We start from the raw sequence: 22,660 nt of genomic DNA, 5'->3' as shown, positions 1-22,660 counted from the left end.
CGAGGGTCAAATCTACATATTTGTCTTACGACACTGAACCATGACTTGTTATCGCCGTTAGGTCCAGTGGCCCAAAAAGGGTCTTGAATACGGATGAAAAACAGAGCCGCGACACCCGTTACTTGGGCTTTTGTGGACGTTTTGTCAATCCACCCAGTGACAGGCCTTCAAGAATACACGCTTGAATAGTCCCTAGATCATCCGCCGAAATCGTTTCGGTCTGGTAAATGCGGCGGCCATCAGATCCCTTTCCAAGTGACAGCAGGTCCAATCTATGAAATCCGGCGGCCAGCAGCATATCCCCTTTGACCCACCGCGGTTGATTGCCCCAAGGTGACGGCAGTTCGAATTGCGGATCAATTTGGCAGTGGTACCGCATGACGAACTGCGGCTTTGACAGGCTGAGAGGGACAATTGTGCACAAGCCTCTGCGTGCTTGCATATCTTTGGATACCACAACGGCAAGGCGCGTCTTCACCATTTCAGGTTCTTTGAACGCATGGTCGAACCTGGCGAGGACTATAGTGCCTTGCCGAGGATGGAACTGGAGCGCCAAGACATCAAACGCGCATCGGCATCACGACATAGACCGCCGACTGATCCGTGCCTTCACGCATCAGGGTCGGATCACCGGAGGAGTTGAACATGAACACGGCGTTCTCACGGTCCACCTGGGACGCAATCTCAAGAAGGTATTTCGCGTTGAACCCGATCTCGAGCCGCTCGTCACCGTACGCAACAGCCAGTTCTTCCTCAGCTGCCCCGGAATCTGGGGCGTTGACGGACAAGATCAGACGATCCTCATCCAGTTGCAGTTTCACCGCCCGCGAGCGCTCGGATGATACGGTGGCGACGCGGTCCACGGCCTTGGCGAAATCGGACGCATCGACTTCCATCTTGCGGGTGTTCCCGACCGGGATCACGCGGGTGTAGTCGGGGAAGGTGCCATCAATGACCTTCGAGGTCAGCGTGATGTCCGGCGTGGCGAAGCGCACCTTGGTTTCAGACACCGACACGGCAATCTGCATGTCGTCATCGTCCAGCAGCTTGCGCAACTCGCCCACCGTCTTGCGGGGCACGATCACGCCGGGCATGTCGCCTGCGTTGTCGGGCAACTCGCTGTCGATACGGGCCAGCCGGTGTCCGTCCGTGGCTACGCAGCGCAGCACCTTGCCGTCATCCCCATCGGCGATATGCATGTAGACGCCATTCAGATAATACCGGGTCTCTTCGGTAGATATGGCGAATTTGGATTTGTCGAAAAGGCGGCGCAGCTTGGGCGCAGGCACGGAAAAGTTCGACGCGTATTCGGACGAAGCCATGACGGGAAAGTCTTCTTTGGGCAGCGTCGCAAGGGAAAAGTTGGAACGGCCCGCTTCGACCGCCAGACGGCCAGCGGCGCTGTCGGCGGTCAGGGTCACCAGCGCGCCATCTGGCAGTTTGCGCACGATTTCATGCAACGTGGTGGCAGCGACCGTTGTGGCTCCGGCACGCTCGACCTGAGCCGGGGCCTTGTCCACGACCTCGATGTCCAGATCCGTGGCGCGGAATGTCACGTCGGACCCTTCGGCCTCGATCAGAACATTGGCAAGGATCGGAATGGTATTGCGACGCTCGACCACAGACTGCGCCTGACTGACGGCTTTCAGCAGCACACCGCGTTCAACACTGATTTTCATGGTCGCTCTCCCACCAAGCATCGGGACGGGCACCCTAGCTTACCCACCGTGCATCACAAGCATTTTGTTGCTTGTCGGGTGCAGCGGCATCGGCGTCAAGATGCCGGGTGCCCAAATGCGAAACGGGCACCGAATTCGGCACCCGCTGTGATGAATGTGCGACCTGATTTACGCCTCGAGGGCGCGGCGCAGCATTTCGAGGTCTTCTGCGATCTGACCGTCCTGCTGTTTCAGCTCTTCGATCCGCTTGACGCCGTGCATCACCGTGGTGTGGTCACGTCCGCCAAAGCGGCGGCCAATCTCGGGCAAGCTGCGCGAGGTCATCTTTTTGCACAGATACATGGCCACCTGACGAGGTCGGGCATAGCTGCGCAACCGCTTGGGGCCGATCATGTCGGACAGGCGAATGTTGTAATGTTCAGAGACCTTGCGCTGGATTTCCTCGACCGTGATCTTGCGCTCGGATGCGCGCAGTACGTCGGCCAGACAATCCTGGGTCAGATCCATGTCGATCTTGCGCCCCACAAGCGAGGCAAAGGCAAACAACCGGGTCAACGCGCCTTCAAGCACACGCACATTGGTCGAGATACGGTGGGCGAGGAATTCGAGCACACCATCCTCGACCCGCAGGTCGGGATAGGTGACCATATGCTGCTCGACCTTGGACTGCAGGATGCCAAGGCGTAGCTCATAATCGGTGGGGTGCAGATCGACCACCAGACCGCATTGCAGGCGGGACTTCACGCGATCTTCGAGGTCCTTGATTTCACCCGGTGCGCGGTCGGCAGAAATGATGATCTGTTTGTTCTGATCGACCAGCGCGTTGAAGGTGTGAAAAAACTCTTCCTGTGTGGAGCCCTTGCCGGCGATGAACTGAACGTCATCGACCATCAGCACATCAACCGAGCGGAACAGCTCCTTGAAGTCCATCATCTTGCGGTCGCGCAGGGCCTGCACAAAGCGGTACATGAATTGCTCGGCCGACAGATAAAGGACATTCAGATCGGGCCGGCGGGCCTGAAGCTCCCATGCGATGGCGTGCATGAGGTGCGTCTTACCAAGGCCAACGCCCCCATAAAGAAAAAGCGGATTAAAGGTGACAGGGCCACCTTCGGCCACCCGGCGGGCAGCGGCATGGGCCAGTTCGTTGGGTTTGCCAACAACGAAGGTGTCAAAGGTAAAGCGGCGGTCGAGCGGCGCGGCAGACAGGGCAGCATGCGCGCGGGTCGGAGTGGGCGGTGCAGTCGGGGCCGCGCGGGCAGGCGCATCGATCGCGCTGGGGCGGTTTTGTGAATTGGCAGGCACGGAAAAGCTGAGGCGGCGGATGCTGTCATCCTCGTTCTTCAATTCGTGAAGGATCAGATCGGAAAAGTTCTGGCTGACATAGTTGCCCATAAAGTGGGTGGGCACATCAAATGTGGCGATCCCATCGTCAAGGTCCCTGAAATCGAGGGGTTCAATCCACGTCGTGTAATTATTCTGTCCAACCGTCGTCAGCAGCCGTTCCCGCAGCTCGCCCCATTTTTCTTTTGTCATCGTCATCCAACCATTCATATCTGCCATCAGACTCAACTGGCCACTGCCAGAAGACTCGTCTGTCCCGTTCGTATTGAAGGCAAATCGATCCCACCCCGCTGCCAGATGCCAGCGGGCTCGATCCCTTCGGATTTTAACAGATGAGACGCCCCGCCCAGGCCAAAACATGACCAAACGCGCTCCGCGTCTACCGTACACCAATTTTTATGACAGGTCGGATGGCAGTCTGAGCTGCGCCATTCCAAATGCGGGATGCATAAACTTGTCTACCCGCTCCGTCGACCAATACGGTAACAATCGTATCGATGTCTGGCCTGTCCCCCCAAGGCGATTCCTAATCGCACGATGGTGGTAACAAGTTCGCGCGCAGTGCGTCCATAGAACTTAAATCTTGACTCTGACTTTTTGCGCAAAGAATCTGCGCAGCCCTTGTTTTCATAGGGAAAACGAAAAAAGCGCCGCAAAATTGCGACGCTTCCAACTTGCACATTTTTTATGGCAAATTTTCAAATTTCTTCAGATTTCCAGCTATCCTAGCGATTTTACACGCGCAGATAGACGCGACATTTTACGCGCGACGGTGTTCTTGTGGTACACGCCCTTGGTCACGCCCCGCATCAGCTCGGGCTGTGCCGCCTTTAGCGCGGCACCTGCCGCGTCCTTGTCACCAGAGGCAATGGCCTCTTCGACACGGCGCAGATAGGTGCGGATGCGTGAGCGACGCGCCTTGTTCACTTGAAAGCGTTTTTCGTTTTGACGGGCCCGCTTTTTGGCCTGAGGCGAATTTGCCATATTATCTCGTCCCAATCTATTGGTGCGGTAGTTTCAGAAGTGGCGTCTTTAGGTCTGTCCGCGGTGTGAGTCAACACCTTGCAGGATGGGGGCTCTGCCCCCGGCCTGTGGCCTTCCCCACGGTCTTTTTGGTCAAAAGAAGATCTTACTTGTCCCGGAACTGCGCTTCGCGTTTTTCGAGGAAGGCGGCCATGCCTTCTTTCTGGTCTTCAGTGGCGAACAGCGAGTGGAACACGCGCCGTTCAAAAAGCAGCCCTTCGCGCAGTGGCACTTCGAAAGACCGGTTCACGGCCTCTTTGACGGCCATGGTCGAGATCATGGATTTCTCGGCGATCTTAGCGGCGGCCCCCATTGCCTCTTCCATCAGTTTCTTGGCTGGCACGACACGGCTGACAAGCCCTGCGCGCTCTGCCTCTTCGGCATCCATGAAGCGGCCTGTGAGGTTCATATCCATCGCCTTGGCTTTGCCGACGGCGCGGGTCAGGCGTTGCGTGCCCCCGATGCCCGCCATGACGCCCAGATTGATTTCGGGTTGCCCGAATTTGGCCGTATCGGATGCGATGATGAAATCACACATCATCGCCAATTCGCATCCACCACCAAGCGCATAACCCGAAACGGCGGCGATCACCGGTTTGCGGACCCGCACAATAGCATCGGTTTCAGGACCAAACAGGTCTTCGGAAAAGACCTCGACATAGGTCTTGTCCTTCATCATCGCGATGTCGGCACCAGCCGCAAAAGCCTTTTCCGATCCGGTGATCACAATGCAGCGCACTTTGCTGTCGGCCTGGGCCGCGCCCATCGCATCCGCAAGCTCGCTCATCAACTGATCGTTCAGCGCATTCAACGCATCGGGCCGATTCAGGGTCACCTTCGCGATGTGGTCTTCTATTTCGACGATGATCGTCTCATAGGCCATGGGATTGCTTTCATCTGTTGTCGTTAAGGGGCGAGCATTACCATGAGGTGCCCCCGTTTCAAGTCAAGTTTGACAGGACCGGCAATAGAAGGACGACCGCCCCGACTGCACAATCCGGGTGATGGTGTTGGCACAATCGGCGGTTTGGCAAGGCTCGCCCTCGCGCCCGTACACGTCAAAGCTGTGCTGAAAATATCCAAGCTCTCCATCAGCTTGACGGAAATCCCGCAGCGATGATCCACCCGCCTCAATCGCCTCTGCCAGCACATCGCGGATGATCGGGACAAGGGCGGCCACCCGCCCCTTGCCGATCTTTGCCGCCTTGCGCGTCGGAGAGATGCCGCCACGAAACAGCGCCTCGCACACGTATATATTTCCCAGACCGGCAACGATTCTCTGATCCAGCAATGCGGATTTGACCGGGCTGTTCTTGTTGCGGAACGCGTCGATCAGGTGGGTTTCGTTGAAGTCGTTGCCAAGAGGCTCCGGCCCCAGCACCGCCAGCAGCTTGTGCTGGTCTGCGGTGGCGGTGTCCATCAGGTCCATCGCCCCGAACCGGCGCGGATCGTTGAAGGTGATGCGCGCGCCATTGTCCATATGCAGCACCACATGGTCGTGCCTTTCCGCAGCCGGATGTTCGTGTGCAAAGACCCCAAGCGGATCGCCAGACACCAGCATCCGCCCCGACATGCCCAGATGGACCAGCAGCGTCTCACCCCCGCTGAGGTCGGCAAGGATATACTTGGACCGCCGCCGCAACCCCAACACCTGCTGCCCCGTCAGCCTATCTGCCATATCGGGCGGAAACGGCCAGCGCAGGTCGGGCCGGTTTACATCCGCCTGCTTGATCACCGCACCGGTCATCGCAGGGCTCAGCCCGCGGCGGACGGTTTCAACTTCTGGCAGTTCGGGCATTGGCGTGGTCCTGCGTCAAAAGGGCTACGTTGTGTATGCCCGCCCGCGCTCTATAACAAGGCCTGACAGACAGGAAAGACGTGACGCATGAGTGACGACAAGACCACCCATTTTGGGTTCGAAACCGTACCCGAAAGCGAAAAGGCGAGCCGGGTGCGCGGCGTGTTTGATTCCGTGGCGTCGAAATACGATGTGATGAATGACGTAATGAGCGTCGGCATCCACCGCATCTGGAAAGAGGCGATGATGGACTGGCTTGCGCCACGCGCCGGCCAGACACTGCTGGATGTGGCTGGTGGCACGGGCGACATTTCCTTCAAGTTCCTGAAACGCGCGGGCCACGGCCATGCCACGGTACTGGATCTGACCGAACCGATGCTGGTTGAAGGGCGCAAGCGGGCCGAGGCGGACAAAATGGCCGACAGCCTTGATTGGGTTGTCGGCGATGCGATGGCTCTGCCGTTTGAGGACAACAGCTTTGACGTCTACACAATCAGCTTTGGCATCCGGAACGTCACCCGCCCTGAGGAAGCCCTCAGCGAAGCCTATCGCGTCCTCAAACCCGGCGGACGGCTTATGGTCCTCGAGTTCTCGCAACTGCCCAATGAGGGCATGCAGAAACTCTACGACCTTTACAGCTTCAACGTGATCCCCCGCATGGGTCAGATGATCGCCAATGATCGCGACAGCTACCAGTACCTCGTCGAATCCATCCGCAAATTCCCGGACCAGGAGACATTCCTTGGCATGATCCGCGCTGCCGGGTTCGAACAGGCTAAATATCGGAACCTGACCATGGGCGTCGCTGCGCTGCATTCGGGTTGGAAGATCTGAGGCCGCGCGGATGAGAGGGCCTCACAACATCATCCGTCTGATCCGGACGGGCGCAACGCTGGAACGCACCGGGGCGATGAACCTGGTGCTCGACGCGTTCGAGGCCCCACCTGCCCTGCGGTTCGTGGCGAAGGCGCTTGGTAAGCCCTTCCAGTTCCTGGGCTACAAGGGCGACCCATCCATGCCGCCCGCCACCCGCGCATTGACCGCCCTTGGCCCCGCATACATCAAATTCGGGCAGGTTTTGTCGACACGGCCCGATGTGGTGGGTGACGAATTGGCGGTGCAATTGCGGGTGCTGCAAGACAAGCTGCCGCCCTTCTCCATCGAAGAGGCCAAGGCCGAAGTTCAACGCGAGCTTGGCCTGCCCACGGATACCATCTTCTCCGAATTCAGCGCCCCGGTTGCGGCGGCATCCATTGCGCAGGTCCACAAGGCCCGGCTTGCCGATACGGGCGAAGAGGTCGCCGTCAAAGTCCTGCGTCCCGGCATCGAACGCGCATTCTCCAAGGATGTCGACGCGTTCTACCTTGCCGCCCGTATCGTTGATATCTTTGCCCCCGGCGCGCGTCGTTTGCGCCCGATGGAGGTGATCGAACATTTCGATGGCGTGGTGCAGGGTGAGTTGGACCTGCGACTTGAGTCTTCTGCTGCAGGTGAATTCGCGGCCAACACTGCCAATGATGACGGGTTCGCGCTGCCCAAAATCCGGTGGGAGCATTCGGCGCGTCGGGTGATGACGCTGGAATGGGCCGACGGGGTACCGATGGGCGACAACGCGGCCATTGATGCGGCGGGGCACGATCGGGTCGATCTGTCCGAACGTGTGCTAAAACTGTTCCTCATGCATGCCCTGCGCGACGGGTATTTCCATGCGGACATGCATCAGGGCAACCTCAAGGTCGCACCGAACGGGGATATCATCGCCTATGATTTCGGGATCATGGGGCATATCGACGAATACACCCGCCGGGTCTATGCCGAAATCCTCTTTGGGTTCATCCGCAAGGACTACAAGCGCGTCGCCGAGGTGCATTTCGAAGCCGGGTATGTGCCCGCCGACAAGGATGTGGATGAATTTGCCCGCGCCCTGCGCGCCGTGGGCGAGCCGATCTTTGGCATGGACGCCTCCAAAATCTCGATGGGGCGGCTGCTCAGCTACCTGTTCGAAGTCACCGAACGCTTTGGAATGGAAACCCGCACCGAACTGATCCTGTTGCAACGCACCATGGTGGTCGTCGAAGGGGTCGCGCGCTCGCTCAATCCCAACATGAACATCTGGCAGGTCGCGTCGCCGGTGGTCACCGACTATATCCAGAAATCAATCGGCCCCAAGGCCGTTGTCAGCGATCTCTACAAAACCGCGCGCGTCCTCAGCCGCTTTGGCCCGCGCCTGCCACGTCTTGTCGAACAGGCGCTGATCGCCCAATCCAACCCCGCCCCCGAAAAAAGGCGCGGTTTTTGGCGTTGGGTGGCGCTCGCCGGGTTCGCAGGGCTGCTGGCAGGTGGCGCACTCACGCTCATTATCGAAGCGCTCGCCTGACTCTTCTTTTGACCAAAATACCGTTCGGGGGTCCGGGGGTGAAAAGCTCTCGGTCCGGCGCTTTCCATTAAGTAATGCGTTCAATGGCCAGCGCAATCCCTTGCCCCCCGCCGATGCACATGGTGATCAGCGCCTTTGATCCACCAATCCGCTCCAACTCATACATCGCCTTCACGGTGATGATTGCACCCGTCGCACCGACCGGGTGGCCAAGCGCGATGGCACCACCATTGGGGTTCACGCGGGCAGGGTCAAAGCCGAGGTCATTGGACACGGCAAGGGCCTGTGCCGCAAAGGCTTCGTTGCTTTCCACCACATCGAAATCGCTGGCCGACAGGCCGGTGCGATCCAGCAGATTGCGCACCGCAGGGATCGGGCCAATACCCATGACTTCAGGGCGCACGCCCGCATGAGCATAGCCCAGAACGCGCGCCTTGGGTTTCAACCCGGCCTTTTCAGCCGCCTCCGCCGTCGCCAGAACAACGGCCCCAGCTCCGTCATTGATGCCAGACGCGTTGCCCGCCGTGACCGACCCGTCCTTCTTGAACACAGGGCGCAAGCCGCCAAGCGCGTCCATGCTGGTCGCCTTGGGATGTTCGTCGACCTCAAAGGCAACCGTGTCGCGTTTCACACGCACTTCGACTGGGACGATCTGACTGGCAAAGCGGCCCTCGGCGATGGCGGTCGCGGCCCGTTCCTGACTTTGCATCGCGAACGCATCCTGATCGGCACGGGTGATATCATGCTCGGCGGCGACATTCTCTGCCGTCACACCCATATGACCTGTCCCGAAGGGGCAATTGAGCGCGCCCAGCATCATGTCCAGCGTGCGCACATCGCCCATCTTCGCCCCCCACCGCTGGTCTGGGACGATAAAGGGCGAGCGCGACATATTCTCGGCACCGCCAGCCAAGCCAAACTCAGCATCTCCCAACGTCAGCGACTGAATGACTGACACGATGGCCTGCACGCCCGACCCGCACAGCCGGTTCACGTTCATCGCCGGGGTCGTGTCCGGCACATCGGCCTGCATCGCCGCGACGCGACTCAGGTACATGTCACGCGGTTCGGTGTTGATCACGTGGCCAAAGGCAACATGGCCGATCTGGTTACCTTCGACCCCGGACCGCGCGAGCGCGGCCTTGGCCGCCACGGTGCCCAGATCAATCGGAGTGGTCCCGGCAAGCGCGCCGCCGAAAGTGCCGATGGCCGTGCGCGCGCCGTCCAGAATTACGATGTCATGGGTCATGCGGTCTCTCCTTTGGGTTGCTGTCGAATATGACGGTGCACATGGTTCATGTCAGCCCCCGCACCTTGACAGGGACGCAACGGCACGGGCATCTGTCCGTCATGACGGATGAAACTGACGCTATCCTATCGCTGCTGCCCACACGCCTCAAAGAGGCGCGGCGCGCCCAGGGCTTGAGCCTTGATGCAGTCGCCAAGCTGTCAGGCGTAAGCCGGTCCATGGTCAGCCAGATTGAACGCGGCGAGTCTTCTCCGACCATTGCAACGCTTTGGAACCTGACACGCGCCTTGCAGGTCGATTTCGCGGGGCTGCTGGACGAAGGCGGACAGGATCAGATCGAAGTGCTGCGCACGGCCGACGTCCCAAGTATCGAAAACCGGGGGGCTGGCTGCACGATCCGCATTCTCAGCCCGCCCGAAGATGCCGGGCGGCACGAAGTCTACGAGGTGCGTTTTACCGAAGGTGGCATGCTCGACAGCCAAGCGCATCGGCGTGGTGCGCGTGAACATCTGACGGTGATCGAAGGCAAGTTGGTTGTCACCAGCGGTGGGGCTCAGGAAAAGGTCAGTCAAGGGGACACGGCCCGCTATGCCGCTGATGTCCCGCACCGGATCACCGCAGACCGGCCTGCGCGCGCGTTCCTGGTTGTGCAGGACGCCTGATTTCCGTCTTCACGGATTATTGTCCGTTATTATGATTTCCTCCATTTGGGAATCACATCCGATATGTTAGAGGGTGGCGCAAAGGAGCCGCCCCATGACCCAAGCCTTTCTCACCCATGTCACTGACACGCTCGCCCAGATCGAGGCGGATGGCATGACCAAGCGCGAGCGCATGATCACCTCGGCGCAAGGCGGGCGGATCGATGTGGGCGGGGCCGAAGTTCTGAACCTCTGTGCCAACAACTATCTGGGCCTCGCCGATCATCCAGACCTGATTGCAGCGGCCAAGGGTGCGATGGACAGTCACGGGTTCGGCATGGCCTCGGTTCGATTTATCTGTGGCACGCAGGATTTGCACCGCGATCTTGAAACGCGGTTGGCCCGGTTCCTCGGGACTGACGACTCCATCCTGTTCGCAGCCTGTTTCGACGCAAACGGGGGGCTGTTTGAACCGCTGCTCGGGCCAGAGGACGCGATCATTTCCGACGCGCTGAACCATGCCTCGATCATCGATGGCATTCGACTGTGCAAGGCGAAACGCTATCGCTATGCCAATTCGGACATGACCGATCTTGAGGCGCAATTGCGCCAGGCCAAGACGGACGGTGCACGCCATATCATGATCGCCACCGACGGTGTGTTTTCGATGGACGGCTATTTGGCAAAGCTGCCCGAGATCAAAGCACTTGCCGATCAATATGGCGCACTTGTCATGGTCGACGATTGCCATGCGACCGGCTTCATGGGGCCCAAGGGTGCGGGCACTCCGGCCCATGCGTGTGTGGAGGTCGATATTCTGACCGGCACCTTGGGCAAAGCGATGGGCGGGTCCATTGGCGGCTATATCGCCGGGCCTCAGCCTGTCATTGACCTGCTGCGCCAACGCGCGCGGCCCTATCTGTTTTCCAATTCCCTGCCGCCAGCGATTGTTGCGGCCGGGATTGAGGCGATCCGGCTGGTGGAGGACGGCGACGATTTGCGCGCTCAACTGTTCGAGAACGCCACCTATTGGCGCGATGGGCTGACCCGCTTGGGCTTTGATCTGTTGCCGGGCGAACACCCCATCATTCCCGTCATGCTGGGCGAGGCGCAGCTGGCGCAGGACATGGCCGCAGGTCTGTTTGACGAAGGCGTCTATGTGTCAGGTTTCTTCTTTCCGGTCGTGCCGCGCGGACAGGCCCGCATCCGCACGCAGATGAATGCCGCGCTGACCCGCGCCGATCTGGATCGGGGACTGACCGCCTTTGAAAAGGTTGGCAAGGTGTTGGGGGTGATCGCATGACCAACCAAATGACGGCGCTGGAAAAGACATATCCGCGCGAGGGCCTTTGGAAAGTCACGGCCCCCGTGCCCGAGATCGGCCCTGATGATGTGCTGATCCGCATCAACAAGACCGGCATTTGCGGCACCGATATTCACATCTGGAACTGGGACGACTGGGCTGCTGGCACGGTGCCGACACCGATGATCACAGGCCATGAGTTTGCAGGTGAGATTGTGGAATTAGGTGCGAATGTAGATGGGTTGGCACTTGGTCAGCGCTGTTCAGGCGAGGGGCATCTGATTGGCAAAACCTCGCGCCAAAGCCGGGCGGGAAAATTCCACCTTGATCCGGCCACACGTGGGATCGGCGTGAACGAACAGGGCGCCTTTGCCGAATACCTGCGCCTGCCCGCTTTCAATGTTGTGCCGCTGCCCGATGAGGTGTCGGATGATATCGGCGCGATCCTCGACCCGCTTGGCAACGCGGTACACACCGCGCTCAGCTTTGATCTGATCGGAGAGGACGTGCTGGTTACAGGTGCCGGTCCGATAGGGATCATGGCCGCTGCGGTGGCACGGCATGTGGGTGCGCGCCATGTCGTAATTACGGACGTGAACCCCGACCGCCTTGCGCTTGCGGCCAAGGTTGCAGACGTCGTGCCGATCAATGTGGCAGAGCGGAATTTGCGCGATGTCATTGGTGAATTGAAGATGAAACAAGGCTTTGATGTCGGTCTTGAGATGTCGGGCAATCAGGCGGCGCTGGATCAGATGGTCGAGGCGATGACCATGGGTGGGCGCATTGCGATGCTGGGCATTCCGCCGGGCAAGTCCCCAGTGGATTGGAGCCGTATTGTCTTCAAAGCCCTCACCATCAAAGGGGTCTATGGCCGCGAGATTTTTGAGACGTGGTACAAGATGATCGCCATGCTGGAAAACGGGTTGGACGTGTCCAATGTAATCACGCACCGTTTTGATGTGGGGGATTTCGAGGCCGGGTTCGCTGCGATGAAAGGCGGATCATCGGGCAAGGTTGTGCTGAACTGGCGTTAGTCAGGGTGCCAGCGCCTGACGTCCCTTTTCGGTCAGCGACCACACGGCGTCCCCTTCGAACACCGCCGCTGTCAGCGGTTTGCCATATCCCGCACCCGTATCAAGGTTGACGCGGTTGCCATAATGCGTGGGCCGGTCGATGGGCGTGTGCCCATGCACGATCAACTTGGGGTGGGGCCCTGTATAAGTGTGGAACTGCTGGCGGATCCAAAGCATGTCTTCTTCGGTCTGATCAGCCAGAGGGATACCGGGGCGAATGCCTGCATGGACGAACATCAGATCGCCTACAATGTGCGTGAGTTGCAGGTCTGCGAGAAAATCGAGATGGGCCTGGGGGACCGCGTTGCGCGCCTCGGCCTGTACGTCCTTTTCGCGCTGCTTGCCGCTGGCATCAACGCCATAGGAGGCAAGTGTCGTATCGCCGCCAAGCCGTTGGTGCAGCCAGTAAAGCTCGACCATCAGATAGGGGTCGTGCCGAAGCGGGTCTTGCATGAACCACTCGAACATGCGGTCGTGGTTGCCTTTGATAAAGGTCCAGTTGCTCTGCGCGTCGCGCCCCTCGATCAGCCGCTCGATCACGCCGCGGCTGTCGGGGCCGCGGTCGGTGTAGTCCCCGAGAAAGACGATCTCGGCATCGGCCCCGCCGTCCTTTTCGATCAGAGACAGGATATGATCCAGCTCGCTCAACTGCCCATGAATATCGCCAACGGCATAGATCGGACCGGTCATGGGGTTCCCTTGCAAAAGTGATGTGCCGTAAGGCGGAGGTGTCCTCCGCCCTACGACAAGGCCGTGTCAGGCGACGTCAAACTCCAGAGGTTTAACCTGAGTAAACATGCCCGTCCCGTCCAGTGTTTTCAGCACATCGCCCGGAATTGGGTGATCGACATACAAAAGCGCAATCGCTTCGCCACCCTCGTTGGCGCGCCCGAGGGTAAAGTTCGCGATGTTCACGCCATTTTTGCCCATGGTGTTACCAAGCAGGCCGATGATGCCCGGGACGTCCTCGTTTGTCGTGTAGAGCATGTTGGCTCCGATCTCGGCATCGATGTTGATGCCTTTGATCTGGATAAAGCGTGGCTTGCCATCGCTGAACACGGTGCCAGCCACTGATCGCTCGCGTTTGTCGGTGACCACGGTGACCTTGATATAGCCGTCAAACGTGCCCGACTTGTCCTGATTGGTGGTCGAGATCTGGATGCCGCGCTCTTTGGCAATGATCGGCGCGCTGACCATGTTCACGTCCGGGTTAGCGCGCTTCATTATGCCCGCGATCACGCCACAGTTCAGCGCATCGAGGTTCATCGCCGCGACCGATCCGTCATAGAGTATGTTGATCGCCTTGATGGGTTCGTCCGTCATCTGACCGACAAAGGCACCCAGATGCCCGGCGAGTTTGACCCATGGCCCCATGACCATCGCCTCTTCCGCCGTGACCGACGGCATGTTGAGCGCATTTTCGACCGCGCCCGTCAGAAGATAATTCGACATCTGCTCGGCCACTTGCAGGGCCACGTTTTCCTGCGCTTCGGTCGTGGCGGCACCGAGGTGGGGGGTCACGACCACGTTGGGCAGGTTGAACAGTGGGTTTTCCTTGGCCGGTTCCTCGGCGAACACATCAAAGGCGGCACCCGCCACATGGCCGGATTTCAGCGCCTCGGCCAAGGCCGCCTCGTCCACAAGACCGCCGCGCGCACAGTTAATGATCCGCACACCGGGTTTCATCATCGCGATGCGTTCGGCGGTGATCATGTTGGCTGTCTGCTCGGTCTTGGGCACGTGCAGGGTGATGAAATCGGCGCGCTTGATCAGGTCTTCGAGTTCGACCTTTTCGACACCCATCTTGGCGGCTTTTTCCTCGCCAAGGAACGGGTCGAAGGCCAGTACCTTCATCTTGAGCCCGCGCGCGCGGTCGCACACGATGCCCCCGATGTTGCCTGCACCGATCACACCAAGCGTCTTGCCGGTCAGTTCGGTGCCCATGAATTTTGACTTTTCCCATTTACCCGCATGTGTGGAGGTCGAGGCTTCGGGGATTTGCCGCGCGACGGCGAACATCATCGCGATGGCGTGTTCGGCGGTGGTGATCATGTTGCCGAAGGGCGTGTTCATTACGATTACGCCCTTCTTGGACGCTGCATCCTTGTCGATGTTGTCCGTGCCGATGCCCGCGCGTCCGATCACCTTGAGGTTGGTCGCGTTCTTGAGGATCGTCGGCGTGACCCGCGTGGCTGATCGGATGGCGAGGCCGTCATAGTCGCCGATCACCGCGGCGAGTTTGTCTTTGTCCTTGCCTAGGTCGGGTTGGAAGTCGACTTCGATCCCGCGGTCTCTGAAGATTTGAACCGCGGCTTCCGAGAGTTTGTCGGAGATGAGTACTTTGGGGGCCATTGTTGTGGTCCTTTGATGGAGCATGGCGGACGAAACGTCCGCCTTACGAACAGGGGATGGGGTAAGGCGGAGGTGTCCTCCGCCCGGGGTTATGCGTTGATTTCGGCCTCGAATGCCCAGGCGAGCCACGGCAGCATCGTTTCGATGTCCGACGTCTCGACTGTCCCGCCGCACCAAATGCGCAATCCAGGGGGCGCATCGCGATAAGCACCGATGTCGAGGGCGACATTTTCATCCGCGAGCCGTTGGGCAACGGCCTTGGCAAAGGCTGCGCCATCCGTGATCCGGTCGTCGGTGAACTTGAGGCAGACCGAGGTTGTGGACTGCGTGGCCGGGTCGCTGGCGAGGTTTTCAATCCAGCCATGTTGCGCGACGAAATCCGCGATGGCCTGCGCGTTCGCATCCGCTCGTGCGATCAGCCCTTGCAGGCCGCCGACGGATTTCGCCCAATCGAGCGCGAAGAGGTAGTCTTCGACCGCCAGCATTGAGGGGGTGTTGATCGTCTCTCCCTTAAAGATGCCTTCGATCAGCTTGCCGCCTTTGGTCAGACGGAAAATCTTGGGCATGGGCCATGGCGGGGTGTAGGATTCGAGACGTTCAACGGCGCGCGGCGACAGAATCAGCATCCCATGCGCGGCCTCGCCCCCCAGCACCTTTTGCCAACTGAATGTGGTCACATCCAACTTGTCCCACGGCAGGTCCATCGCAAAGGCTGCCGAGGTCGCGTCGCACAGCGTCAACCCGGCGCGGTCCGTCGGGATCGCATCGCCGTTCGGCATCCGCACGCCGGATGTGGTGCCGTTCCAGGTAAAGCAGACATCGTGGTCGTAGTTCAGCGCACCCATATCCACGATCTCGCCGTAGGCGGCGGTGTGGACGGTGTGGTCGATCTTGAGTTGTTTGGCGACATCCGTGACCCAGCCCGCGCCGAAACTCTCCCACGCCACCATCTCCGCAGGGCGTTCCCCGAGCAGAGACCACATCGCCATCTCGTAGGCGCCTGTGTCGGAGGCGGGCACGATCCCGATGCGGTAATCCTCTGGTACACCGAGGATCTCGCGCGTTTCGTCGATGGCCTTTTTCAGCTTGGCTTTGCCGACGGCGGCGCGGTGCGAGCGGCCCAAAGGGGCGTCGGCCAAGGCGGTCAGGATATGTGTGGGGGGTTTGGCGCATGGCCCGGAGGAAAAGCGCGGATTGTTCGGGCGGGTGCCCGGTTGTTGCGTAGCCATTTCTGGTATCCTTACAGATAATCGCCCTTCGTTGGGGAAGGGTGTCCCACCGCCGGACATACGGAACCCCAGTAAAAACAGCAATAGGCAAAGGTGTTTGCCTTGAAGGTAAATGTAGCCTTTTGCAGAACGATGCAGGAACGCATGTTTCCTATTGGCACAAATTTGACACAAGGAAATCCGGTTTTGTTCCACAACACCAAGCCGCAGAATCGTGTGGTATGCTTAATGCAATCAGCCCTTTTCTGGCGGGTCAGGTGGCGTCATGAGTGGCATGGCGTTGATCTGGGCCGCGAACGTCAAAGGGTTGAAACCCGCCGCTAAGATTGTGTTGATTCAGCTGGCGGATTTTCACAATAAAGAAACCGGCCAATGTAACCCTAGCGCGCAGCGGTTGGCTGACGAATGCGAGATGGGCCGGGCAACGCTGTTTCGGCATATGACGACCTTGGAAGAATGCGGTCTCGTTACACGCCATGCCCGTGGCGATGGCGAAGGCGGGCGCGGGTCCAATCAGTATGAGTTACACCTCGACATCACCCTCGGTCCGAGTGCGCGCCCGAAGGTGGGTGGCAGCGGTCCCAACGGGGTTGAGTCTCAAAATGAGACGGGGAGAAACGTCTCAAAAACGCGGGGGAAAAGTCCCAGTAGTGAGACGGGGGTAGTCTCAAATCGGGACAGGAACCTTACCATTGAACCTAAAAAGGAACCTCCTTCGCGCAGGCGCGAGGCGGGGGAGGCTGAGAAGATTCTGGAAGCCTATCCACCAGACCGACTTCGCGGCAGAGCGGCCTGCCTTGCCCAAATCGAAGAGGCCGTGAAGGAAGGGATCAAGCCGGAGGACTTGCTGCAAGCCGCCCAAGCCTACGCCACCGACAGCGCAGGGTTCACCCGCTCCAAGGTCTGCTTTTCCGACAACTGGTTTCAGTCACGGCGCTGGCAGGCCTATGTCGATAAGCAAGCGGAAGACCTAGAAAAGGCGAAGGTGTTGGAGGCCGATCACCATGCGCGGCTGGCCTGCTGGATTAGCGGCCGCAGCCCGATGTGCAAACACATCACGGCACCGCAGGTTACTGCGTTGCTCGCTTCAAAGCTGGTGACCCAGGCCCAAATCCAAGCCGCTGGCCTCAGATCATGACCGCAACCGATCCCACCGAAGAGCAAACAGCAAGGCGACCCATGTCATACGCTGGCGCTGCTGACACGGGACCTTGCGAGGGGCGGCAAGCCTCCCCTTCGAACCCCACCGGTGCGGTAAAAGCCCGCACCAAAGAGCCGCTGACCGAGACCTTCGTCTTTCGGTGCACATCGGCGGAGAAGGCCCAGTTGCGCGCCAAGGCCGAAGCCGCTGGCCTTCCTGCTGCGACCCTGCTGCGCGAGGCGCTTGGCCTTACCGAGGCCCGCCGTCGCAAGCCCATTCCCCGCGTTGACCCTACGCTGGTGCTGGCCGTCGGGCGCATTGGCGGCAACCTCAACCAGATCGCCCGCTGGCTGAACCGCGCGATGTTGGTTGGCCGCACCGACCTCGACAGCCTGACCGTCGCGCGCCGCCTGCTGACCATCGAACGCCAGCTTGCCCAGATCGTTGAGGCTGCGCGCCGATGCTGATCAAGTTCTTCCGCAACGGCAAAGGTGCGGGCGCTGGTCCGGTCGGCTACCTCGTCGCGGACAAGGTGCTGGCCTATGACGACAACCGCGACCTGATCCGCGATGCAGGCGGCCAACCGATGACCGTCACGCGCGAACCCTTGCCCGAGGTCCTGCGCGGCAATCCCGACCGCACCGAAGCCTTGATCGACGCCAGCCGCCACCAGTGGACCTACCGCGCGGGCGTGATCAGCTTTGCCGCAACCGACGCTCCGTCCGAGGAACAGCAGGCCGAGGTCATGGACGGGTTTGAGCGTCTGGCCTTCGCGGGGCTGGACCCGACGCAATATGACGTGCTCTGGGTCCGACATACCCACGAAGACCGCGTTGAGCTCCATTTCTGCACACCGCGCTTGGAGCTGACCTCGGGCCGAAGCCTGAACATCGCGCCGCCCGGCTATCAGAACGCCTTCGACACCCTGCGCGACGTGATGAACCAGCGCCACGGCTGGGCCGACCCGATGGAGCTGGAGCGTATCCAAGAGGTCCGCGACACCATCGAAACCCCAACCCGCGCCCAAGGCCGGGACGAGCTGCACGCGTGGCTGCAAGATCAGATCAGCGTCGGTCTGATTACTGACCGCGCCAGCATGCTCGACGCCCTCGTCGATGCGGGCTTCGACATCCCGCGCACGGGCAAAGCCTACCTGACCGCCCAAGACCCCAACACCGGCGAACGCTGGCGTTTGAAAGGAGAGATTTTCCATGAAAACTGGCAAGCCGACCCGGCTGAGCGAGAAGCTGAATGCGGAGCTGGACACGATCCGGCAGGACTACGCCGCCTCGATGGCATCCCAACTGGAGAGCTTCAGGACCGATTTGAACGCCATTGCGACCAACGCGCAGCATACAATCGAGATCGATACCCGCACTTTTCTGCGACAGAACAAGAGCTGGCTGACGATCTCACCCTGGTTGATCACGGGGACGTTCTTGGCGGGGATCGCCTTGATGATGGCGGCGAGCTTGCTTTGGACGGTCCAACTGACGCGCTCGGAACTGACGGAACTGGGCCTGACGCGGATCGACAGGGAGGACGGGACGTGGCTGGTGCTGGACCCGACCAAGACGCGGCTGAGGACCTGCACGCTGGGTGGCAGGTCAGTGACATGCATCAAGATCGAGGAGGACTAGATGACGAAACCCCTGACAGCGTTGGAACGCGACTTGCTCGCTTGCGTAGAGCGGTTGGTGACGGCCTGCGAGGTCTCAGCAAAGGAATTGAGCGGGTTAGAGGCACGCTCGACGACCAAGATGCAGAGCCAGATGGATGGATTGGCCGCCTGCGTGTAGGTGCTCATTCAATCGCAAGTGGCGTCCGTGGCTGCGTTGCACGGCTTGTTGAGCGAGGGCTCGAACTACGGGAATTTGCGCAGGCAACTCGAGACCAGCTTGAAGTTAGCGAAAGCCGCCGAAGAGAGGTTAAGACAGAGCTAGAAGAGCGGGAGGTGGAGATGGATCGGGGGATGACGCATTGAACAGCTTCCAATCTACGGAGCGCGTCCTTCAGCAACGTTTTTGCCAACTTGATAGCAGTGCAAAGCACACGGAAAATGTCTCACAGTTATGCCATCGACTTCGGTCTCGCAGGTTAGTGTTTTGGTTGTAGCCCCAACAGGCAAAGGCATATCGGCATGCTTCTTCGCAAGTTCGATCAGGCCTCGCAGCTCACCAGGCTGATCTCCTGCATAGCGATCAGACCATTTGATCTCATATGCCCATGATGGCTTTAGGCGCGCGGCATCCACACGCACCAAGTCGACCTCAAGATAGGTTCTACCCTGTTTCCAGCGGGCGTAGTGGATGTTGTTCATCATTTGGTTCGAATGGAACCACTGCGAAAAGATGGCTGTTTCGGCCAAAGCGCCCATTGGCTCATCCCCGTCTTCGACAGGCGCAAATAGGGCCGTTCTCATGGAAGGATTTGTCAAATAGACCTTAAAATTCCGCATCCGAGCGAATGTTTTACCAGTTTCGTCCACGCGTTTGACACGAACGATCAAGAATGCTGCTTCCAGATAGTCGAGATATTTGGTGATCGTGTTCTTTGCTACGCCAGAGCTTTGGGCCAGCCCATCCAAGCTGATCTCCTCCCCTGTGTGATAGGCCAGCGTGGTAAACAGCCGGTTGAGTTCTTGGATGTCCTGTATCCCATAGAGGCTTGGCAGATCGCGCAACAGAACCTTATCGATGATGTCGCGCCCCAAAAAACGTTGAACGTCAGCCTGAATCGTCTTGTTCAGCACCGCTTCAGGATAACCACCAAAGTTTAAGTAGTTGATGAACTCGATATTTAATTGTTCGATGTCGGTTGTTGTATAGCGCATTGTGCCTTGCATCTGACGGGCTTCGATCAATTCGTCTTCGACGTCTCGAAAGGCCAAAAACTCCGCAAATGTAAGTGGTGGAAGGAAGAAGTCGGTGAACCGCCCTGCACCTGACTCTTGGCTTTTCAATTTGAGCGCTGCAGCTGCGGACCCCGATGCGATGAAGCGCGTTTTGGGGTGTCGATCTGTCAGAACCTTCAAGTGGACTTCCCACTCCTTGAGGTACTGAACCTCATCGAAGATTATAATGCGACGTTCATCCGAACCCTGACCCGTCACTTCTTCAAAAAGTGAGATCAACCGGTCAAGGGGCATGCCACTATAGAGGGGTGTGTCGATGGACACGAACAAGATTCGCGTTCTGTCAAATCCATCACGTAGCGCCTCTTCGATCATTTGACGGAGCATGACGGTTTTTCCGACACGGCGTGGCCCCATAAGAATTGTCGAACGATTTACGGACCAGTCGAGCGATAACTCACAAAAAGGCCTAAAGTAGGATCGGTACTTTTCGATTGATCCGTCTGGAATAGCGTATTCTGCATCCCACCAAGGATTGTCTCTTTTGAGGCTCTTCAGGATGTCTGATTGTGATATTTCAAGCATGTCGGGTTAGTATCACGGTCGTGATCCTATCACAACGCCATGCCTCAGGGTGCTGATATGTAACATCTATTTGCGTCATTTTATCAGCCGGACCGATCAGATTTGCAGTGATCTTTAGCTAACTGAACATCCAAGCGCAAGGTGACCAGACCCTAGGCTTGCATCCGAAGTGCATCGAAATGCCGGGCTAAACGAAGACCTCAATGCCCGATGGATCAGGGTGAAGTTCTCACAAAGATCAATTCTCTTCACTGCCTTCAAAAACATCCGGCAACACCCGAGACAAAACGCCAATCAGAAAGGCTGTACTGATCCCGAAGGTCAGCAAACCCGTGATCGCGCAGAACGTGGCAACGATGCGCGCGTCTGGACCCAACACGATGTCACCGTATCCAAGTGTCGTGTATGTCACCGTGGCGAAGTAAAAGCTTGTCACAAGGTCAGGTAAATCGGTGATCCGCGAAAAGAGCAATGACCATGTCCAAACCTGCAATGTATGCGCTAGAATAAGCACGAAAATGCTGAATGAGAGCAATGCCACGACCCGCAGTCGCGACCACCTTCTAACCCCAAAAAGCCCTGCAACCTTTGAAAAATGCGGAATGCTAAGTGCGATAGCACCAACATGAACCAGGGCGCTGAACGTCAACAGTCCGGTTCCGAGAAGTATTTGTTGGACGGCACCCATAGCACGTTCCTTGGTTTGTTTCTAAGACTTGATCTATAGAGATAGAGACACAGACGACATCCAGGGGCAATTATTATGGCGCAAAACAGCATTTTCGGAATCTTGGGTTTGATCGGTGTATTGGTGAGCACTGACGCTGTTGCGCAAGAGGCAACGCCGCGCCCGGCCAAAGTGGCGACTGTGACAGCTTCGGATACCGTCATCTCGCGCAAATACCCAGCTGTCGTCTTGCCATCTCAAGAGATTGAACTGTCCTTCAAGGTCTCTGGGCAAATCATTGATCTGCCTATTCGGGCGGCATCAAATGTGAGTGCGGGCGATACAATCGCCCAGATTGATACACGGGATTTTGAGAACCAGATATCCCAGCTTCAAAGCAGTCGTGATCAGGCAACTGCGCAACTAGAGGCCTTGCAAGCAGGTGCTAGGCCAGAAGAGATATCCGCGCTAGAAGCAGCGGTTGCCTCTGCTCAGGCGCAAGTCGAGCAGACTGCGGACGCATTGAGCAGGGCTGAAACACTGCTGGAACGCGGCGTGGCGACGCGGGCGCAGGTTGAAGGCGCGCAGGCAGAAGCGCGGGTTGCACAGGCGAATTTGCGCGCGCAACAAGAGCAGTTGCGGATTGGGGAGATTGGCGGACGACCTGAAGAGATTGCAGGTGCCGAGGCCGCTTTGCGCGGCATTGACGCCCAAATCAAAGTGGCCCGGGATAACCTGTCAGACGCCACGCTGACCGCCCCTTTTGATGGCATCATTGCGCGCCGGGATATTGAAAATTTCGCAAACGTGTCTGCGGGACAAAGCATCGCCTTGCTTCAGCGGTTAGAAGTTGTGCATCTGGCCTTTGACATTCCCAGCCTTGATGTGACCGAGCTGACCCGAAATGGGCCTGACAGCATCACCAACACTGCCACCTTCAATTCTCTACGTGGACAGGAATTTGAAACCGAACTGGTCGAATTTTCTGTTCAGGCTGACAGTGCAACGCAAACCTATCGGGGCCGCGTATCTGTGACTGTGCCTGAGGGCGCCGTGATCCTGCCCGGCATGGTGGCGAGTGTGATTTCATCAACCCAAGGGTCAGCCGCACAAGTCAGCGCGCCCCTGTCTGCCATTGCGGCCGGACCCGATGGATCTCCATTTGTCTGGCTGGTGGCCGCAGATGGAAGAGTATCCGCGCAACAGGTTTCATTGGGAGAGGCTGCAGGCGACAGCGTGGTGATCAGCGAAGGCCTTGTTGGTGGCGAGACGATCGTGTCCGCAGGTGTCAGCGAGATCATCGACGGAATGACCATCCGCCCGATCACACGCGTGGGGAACTGAT

21 protein-coding genes are annotated in these 22,660 nt (G+C 58.7%); 9 read left to right on the top strand and 12 right to left on the bottom strand.

The genetic code is table 11. The annotated features are described in order from the left end of the window. Nucleotides 1–118: 118 nt before the first annotated feature. The 6 genes from Q0908_RS04715 to mutM form a co-directional block, all read right to left on the bottom strand. A complete protein-coding gene (locus tag Q0908_RS04715; RefSeq protein ID WP_299281415.1) occupies nt 119–556 on the bottom strand; it encodes a type II toxin-antitoxin system PemK/MazF family toxin in 438 nt (145 codons plus the stop codon). A 4-nt stretch (nt 557–560) separates the two neighbouring features. Then, nucleotides 561–1,679: a DNA polymerase III subunit beta gene (gene dnaN, locus Q0908_RS04710; RefSeq protein WP_299281413.1), complete on the bottom strand. Its 1,119-nt coding sequence runs from the start codon at nt 1,677–1,679 to the stop codon at nt 561–563. A gap of 168 nt (nt 1,680–1,847) precedes the next feature. Then, entirely contained in the window at nt 1,848–3,215 is a 1,368-nt protein-coding gene (gene dnaA, locus Q0908_RS04705; RefSeq protein ID WP_299281835.1) for a chromosomal replication initiator protein DnaA, read from the bottom strand. Nucleotides 3,216–3,743: 528 nt separating this feature from the next. Next, entirely contained in the window at nt 3,744–4,007 is a 264-nt protein-coding gene (gene rpsT, locus Q0908_RS04700; RefSeq protein ID WP_299281412.1) for a 30S ribosomal protein S20, read from the bottom strand. Between the two features lie 145 nt (nt 4,008–4,152). Beyond that, nucleotides 4,153–4,929 carry an enoyl-CoA hydratase gene (locus tag Q0908_RS04695; protein ID WP_299281410.1) on the bottom strand — a complete coding sequence of 259 codons (777 nt, stop codon included), beginning with the start codon at nt 4,927–4,929 and terminating at the stop codon, nt 4,153–4,155. A gap of 63 nt (nt 4,930–4,992) precedes the next feature. After that, nucleotides 4,993–5,844 (bottom strand): bifunctional DNA-formamidopyrimidine glycosylase/DNA-(apurinic or apyrimidinic site) lyase, encoded by an 852-nt coding sequence (gene mutM / locus Q0908_RS04690; RefSeq protein WP_299281408.1) that lies wholly within the window; start codon nt 5,842–5,844, stop codon nt 4,993–4,995. Between the two features lie 87 nt (nt 5,845–5,931). Between mutM and ubiE the strand changes: the two genes are divergently transcribed. Together ubiE and ubiB are read left to right on the top strand one after the other, a co-directional pair. Next, nucleotides 5,932–6,678, top strand: coding sequence for a bifunctional demethylmenaquinone methyltransferase/2-methoxy-6-polyprenyl-1,4-benzoquinol methylase UbiE (gene ubiE, locus Q0908_RS04685; RefSeq protein WP_299281406.1), 747 nt, complete (start codon nt 5,932–5,934; stop codon nt 6,676–6,678). Between the two features lie 10 nt (nt 6,679–6,688). Next, nucleotides 6,689–8,221, top strand: a complete 1,533-nt coding sequence (gene ubiB / locus Q0908_RS04680) for a 2-polyprenylphenol 6-hydroxylase (protein WP_299281404.1) — start codon at nt 6,689–6,691, stop codon at nt 8,219–8,221. Between the two features lie 67 nt (nt 8,222–8,288). Here ubiB and Q0908_RS04675 read toward each other — a convergent pair whose 3' ends face one another. Beyond that, nucleotides 8,289–9,470, bottom strand: coding sequence for an acetyl-CoA C-acyltransferase family protein (locus Q0908_RS04675; RefSeq protein WP_299281402.1), 1,182 nt, complete (start codon nt 9,468–9,470; stop codon nt 8,289–8,291). A gap of 101 nt (nt 9,471–9,571) precedes the next feature. Here Q0908_RS04675 and Q0908_RS04670 point away from each other — a divergent pair, with 101 nt between their 5' ends. From Q0908_RS04670 to tdh, 3 genes are all read left to right on the top strand, one after another. Beyond that, complete coding sequence (locus Q0908_RS04670) at nt 9,572–10,132, top strand: XRE family transcriptional regulator (protein WP_299281833.1); 561 nt, start codon at nt 9,572–9,574, stop codon at nt 10,130–10,132. Between the two features lie 94 nt (nt 10,133–10,226). Then, a complete protein-coding gene (locus tag Q0908_RS04665) occupies nt 10,227–11,414 on the top strand; it encodes a glycine C-acetyltransferase (protein WP_299281401.1) in 1,188 nt (395 codons plus the stop codon). Then, the gene (tdh, locus tag Q0908_RS04660) at nt 11,411–12,448 is read left to right on the top strand and encodes an L-threonine 3-dehydrogenase (protein WP_299281399.1); all 1,038 of its coding nucleotides are present in this window, start codon (nt 11,411–11,413) and stop codon (nt 12,446–12,448) included. Before Q0908_RS04665 ends, tdh begins: the two co-directional genes overlap by 4 nt. Here the strand turns inward: tdh and Q0908_RS04655 are convergent, their stop codons facing one another. The 3 genes from Q0908_RS04655 to Q0908_RS04645 form a co-directional block, all read right to left on the bottom strand. Continuing rightward, nucleotides 12,449–13,177 carry a metallophosphoesterase family protein gene (locus Q0908_RS04655; RefSeq protein WP_299281397.1) on the bottom strand — a complete coding sequence of 243 codons (729 nt, stop codon included), beginning with the start codon at nt 13,175–13,177 and terminating at the stop codon, nt 12,449–12,451. A 66-nt stretch (nt 13,178–13,243) separates the two neighbouring features. Continuing rightward, nucleotides 13,244–14,839 carry a phosphoglycerate dehydrogenase gene (gene serA, locus Q0908_RS04650; RefSeq protein ID WP_299281395.1) on the bottom strand — a complete coding sequence of 532 codons (1,596 nt, stop codon included), beginning with the start codon at nt 14,837–14,839 and terminating at the stop codon, nt 13,244–13,246. 89 nt (nt 14,840–14,928) lie between these two features. Next, complete coding sequence (locus tag Q0908_RS04645; protein WP_299281394.1) at nt 14,929–16,068, bottom strand: phosphoserine transaminase; 1,140 nt, start codon at nt 16,066–16,068, stop codon at nt 14,929–14,931. A gap of 265 nt (nt 16,069–16,333) precedes the next feature. Here Q0908_RS04645 and Q0908_RS04640 point away from each other — a divergent pair, with 265 nt between their 5' ends. Genes Q0908_RS04640 through Q0908_RS04630 form a run of 3 tightly spaced genes read left to right on the top strand, consistent with a single transcriptional unit; the run spans nt 16,334 to nt 19,193 of the window. Next, nucleotides 16,334–17,206: a helix-turn-helix domain-containing protein gene (locus tag Q0908_RS04640; protein WP_299281392.1), complete on the top strand. Its 873-nt coding sequence runs from the start codon at nt 16,334–16,336 to the stop codon at nt 17,204–17,206. Nucleotides 17,207–17,247: 41 nt separating this feature from the next. Next, nucleotides 17,248–17,676, top strand: a complete 429-nt coding sequence (gene mobC, locus Q0908_RS04635; RefSeq protein ID WP_299281390.1) for a plasmid mobilization relaxosome protein MobC — start codon at nt 17,248–17,250, stop codon at nt 17,674–17,676. Further along, a complete protein-coding gene (locus tag Q0908_RS04630) occupies nt 17,670–19,193 on the top strand; it encodes a relaxase/mobilization nuclease domain-containing protein (protein ID WP_299281388.1) in 1,524 nt (507 codons plus the stop codon). Before mobC ends, Q0908_RS04630 begins: the two co-directional genes overlap by 7 nt. Before the next feature lie 12 nt (nt 19,194–19,205). Here the strand turns inward: Q0908_RS04630 and Q0908_RS04625 are convergent, their stop codons facing one another. Next, on the bottom strand, nt 19,206–20,648 hold the full coding sequence (locus Q0908_RS04625) for an ATP-binding protein (RefSeq protein WP_299281387.1): 1,443 nt from the start codon (nt 20,646–20,648) through the stop codon (nt 19,206–19,208). Between the two features lie 238 nt (nt 20,649–20,886). Beyond that, nucleotides 20,887–21,336: an ion channel gene (locus Q0908_RS04620; protein ID WP_299281384.1), complete on the bottom strand. Its 450-nt coding sequence runs from the start codon at nt 21,334–21,336 to the stop codon at nt 20,887–20,889. A 123-nt stretch (nt 21,337–21,459) separates the two neighbouring features. Here Q0908_RS04620 and Q0908_RS04615 point away from each other — a divergent pair, with 123 nt between their 5' ends. Beyond that, nucleotides 21,460–22,659, top strand: coding sequence for an efflux RND transporter periplasmic adaptor subunit (locus Q0908_RS04615; RefSeq protein WP_299281382.1), 1,200 nt, complete (start codon nt 21,460–21,462; stop codon nt 22,657–22,659). Nucleotide 22,660 lies beyond the last annotated feature (1 nt).

The sequence above is a fragment of the uncultured Tateyamaria sp. genome, from assembly GCF_947494755.1.
Lineage (GTDB): Bacteria > Pseudomonadota > Alphaproteobacteria > Rhodobacterales > Rhodobacteraceae > Tateyamaria.
The sequence above is the reverse complement of the archived record's forward strand: the minus strand, read 5'-3'. Positions and strand labels throughout refer to the sequence as shown.

Coding starts and splice junctions, on each gene's coding strand:
- Q0908_RS04695 (WP_299281410.1), bottom strand. CDS start 4,929: ATGGCCTATGAGACGATCATCGTCGAAATAGAAGACCACATCGCGAAG.
- rpsT (WP_299281412.1), bottom strand. CDS start 4,007: ATGGCAAATTCGCCTCAGGCCAAAAAGCGGGCCCGTCAAAACGAAAAA.
- serA (WP_299281395.1), bottom strand. CDS start 14,839: ATGGCCCCCAAAGTACTCATCTCCGACAAACTCTCGGAAGCCGCGGTT.
- dnaN (WP_299281413.1), bottom strand. CDS start 1,679: ATGAAAATCAGTGTTGAACGCGGTGTGCTGCTGAAAGCCGTCAGTCAG.
- Q0908_RS04625 (WP_299281387.1), bottom strand. CDS start 20,648: ATGCTTGAAATATCACAATCAGACATCCTGAAGAGCCTCAAAAGAGAC.
- Q0908_RS04655 (WP_299281397.1), bottom strand. CDS start 13,177: ATGACCGGTCCGATCTATGCCGTTGGCGATATTCATGGGCAGTTGAGC.
- Q0908_RS04620 (WP_299281384.1), bottom strand. CDS start 21,336: ATGGGTGCCGTCCAACAAATACTTCTCGGAACCGGACTGTTGACGTTC.
- mutM (WP_299281408.1), bottom strand. CDS start 5,844: ATGCCCGAACTGCCAGAAGTTGAAACCGTCCGCCGCGGGCTGAGCCCT.
- Q0908_RS04670 (WP_299281833.1), top strand. CDS start 9,572: ATGACGGATGAAACTGACGCTATCCTATCGCTGCTGCCCACACGCCTC.
- Q0908_RS04630 (WP_299281388.1), top strand. CDS start 17,670: ATGCTGATCAAGTTCTTCCGCAACGGCAAAGGTGCGGGCGCTGGTCCG.
- ubiB (WP_299281404.1), top strand. CDS start 6,689: ATGAGAGGGCCTCACAACATCATCCGTCTGATCCGGACGGGCGCAACG.
- Q0908_RS04645 (WP_299281394.1), bottom strand. CDS start 16,068: ATGGCTACGCAACAACCGGGCACCCGCCCGAACAATCCGCGCTTTTCC.
- ubiE (WP_299281406.1), top strand. CDS start 5,932: ATGAGTGACGACAAGACCACCCATTTTGGGTTCGAAACCGTACCCGAA.
- Q0908_RS04675 (WP_299281402.1), bottom strand. CDS start 9,470: ATGACCCATGACATCGTAATTCTGGACGGCGCGCGCACGGCCATCGGC.
- tdh (WP_299281399.1), top strand. CDS start 11,411: ATGACCAACCAAATGACGGCGCTGGAAAAGACATATCCGCGCGAGGGC.
- dnaA (WP_299281835.1), bottom strand. CDS start 3,215: ATGACAAAAGAAAAATGGGGCGAGCTGCGGGAACGGCTGCTGACGACG.
- Q0908_RS04665 (WP_299281401.1), top strand. CDS start 10,227: ATGACCCAAGCCTTTCTCACCCATGTCACTGACACGCTCGCCCAGATC.
- Q0908_RS04640 (WP_299281392.1), top strand. CDS start 16,334: ATGAGTGGCATGGCGTTGATCTGGGCCGCGAACGTCAAAGGGTTGAAA.
- mobC (WP_299281390.1), top strand. CDS start 17,248: ATGTCATACGCTGGCGCTGCTGACACGGGACCTTGCGAGGGGCGGCAA.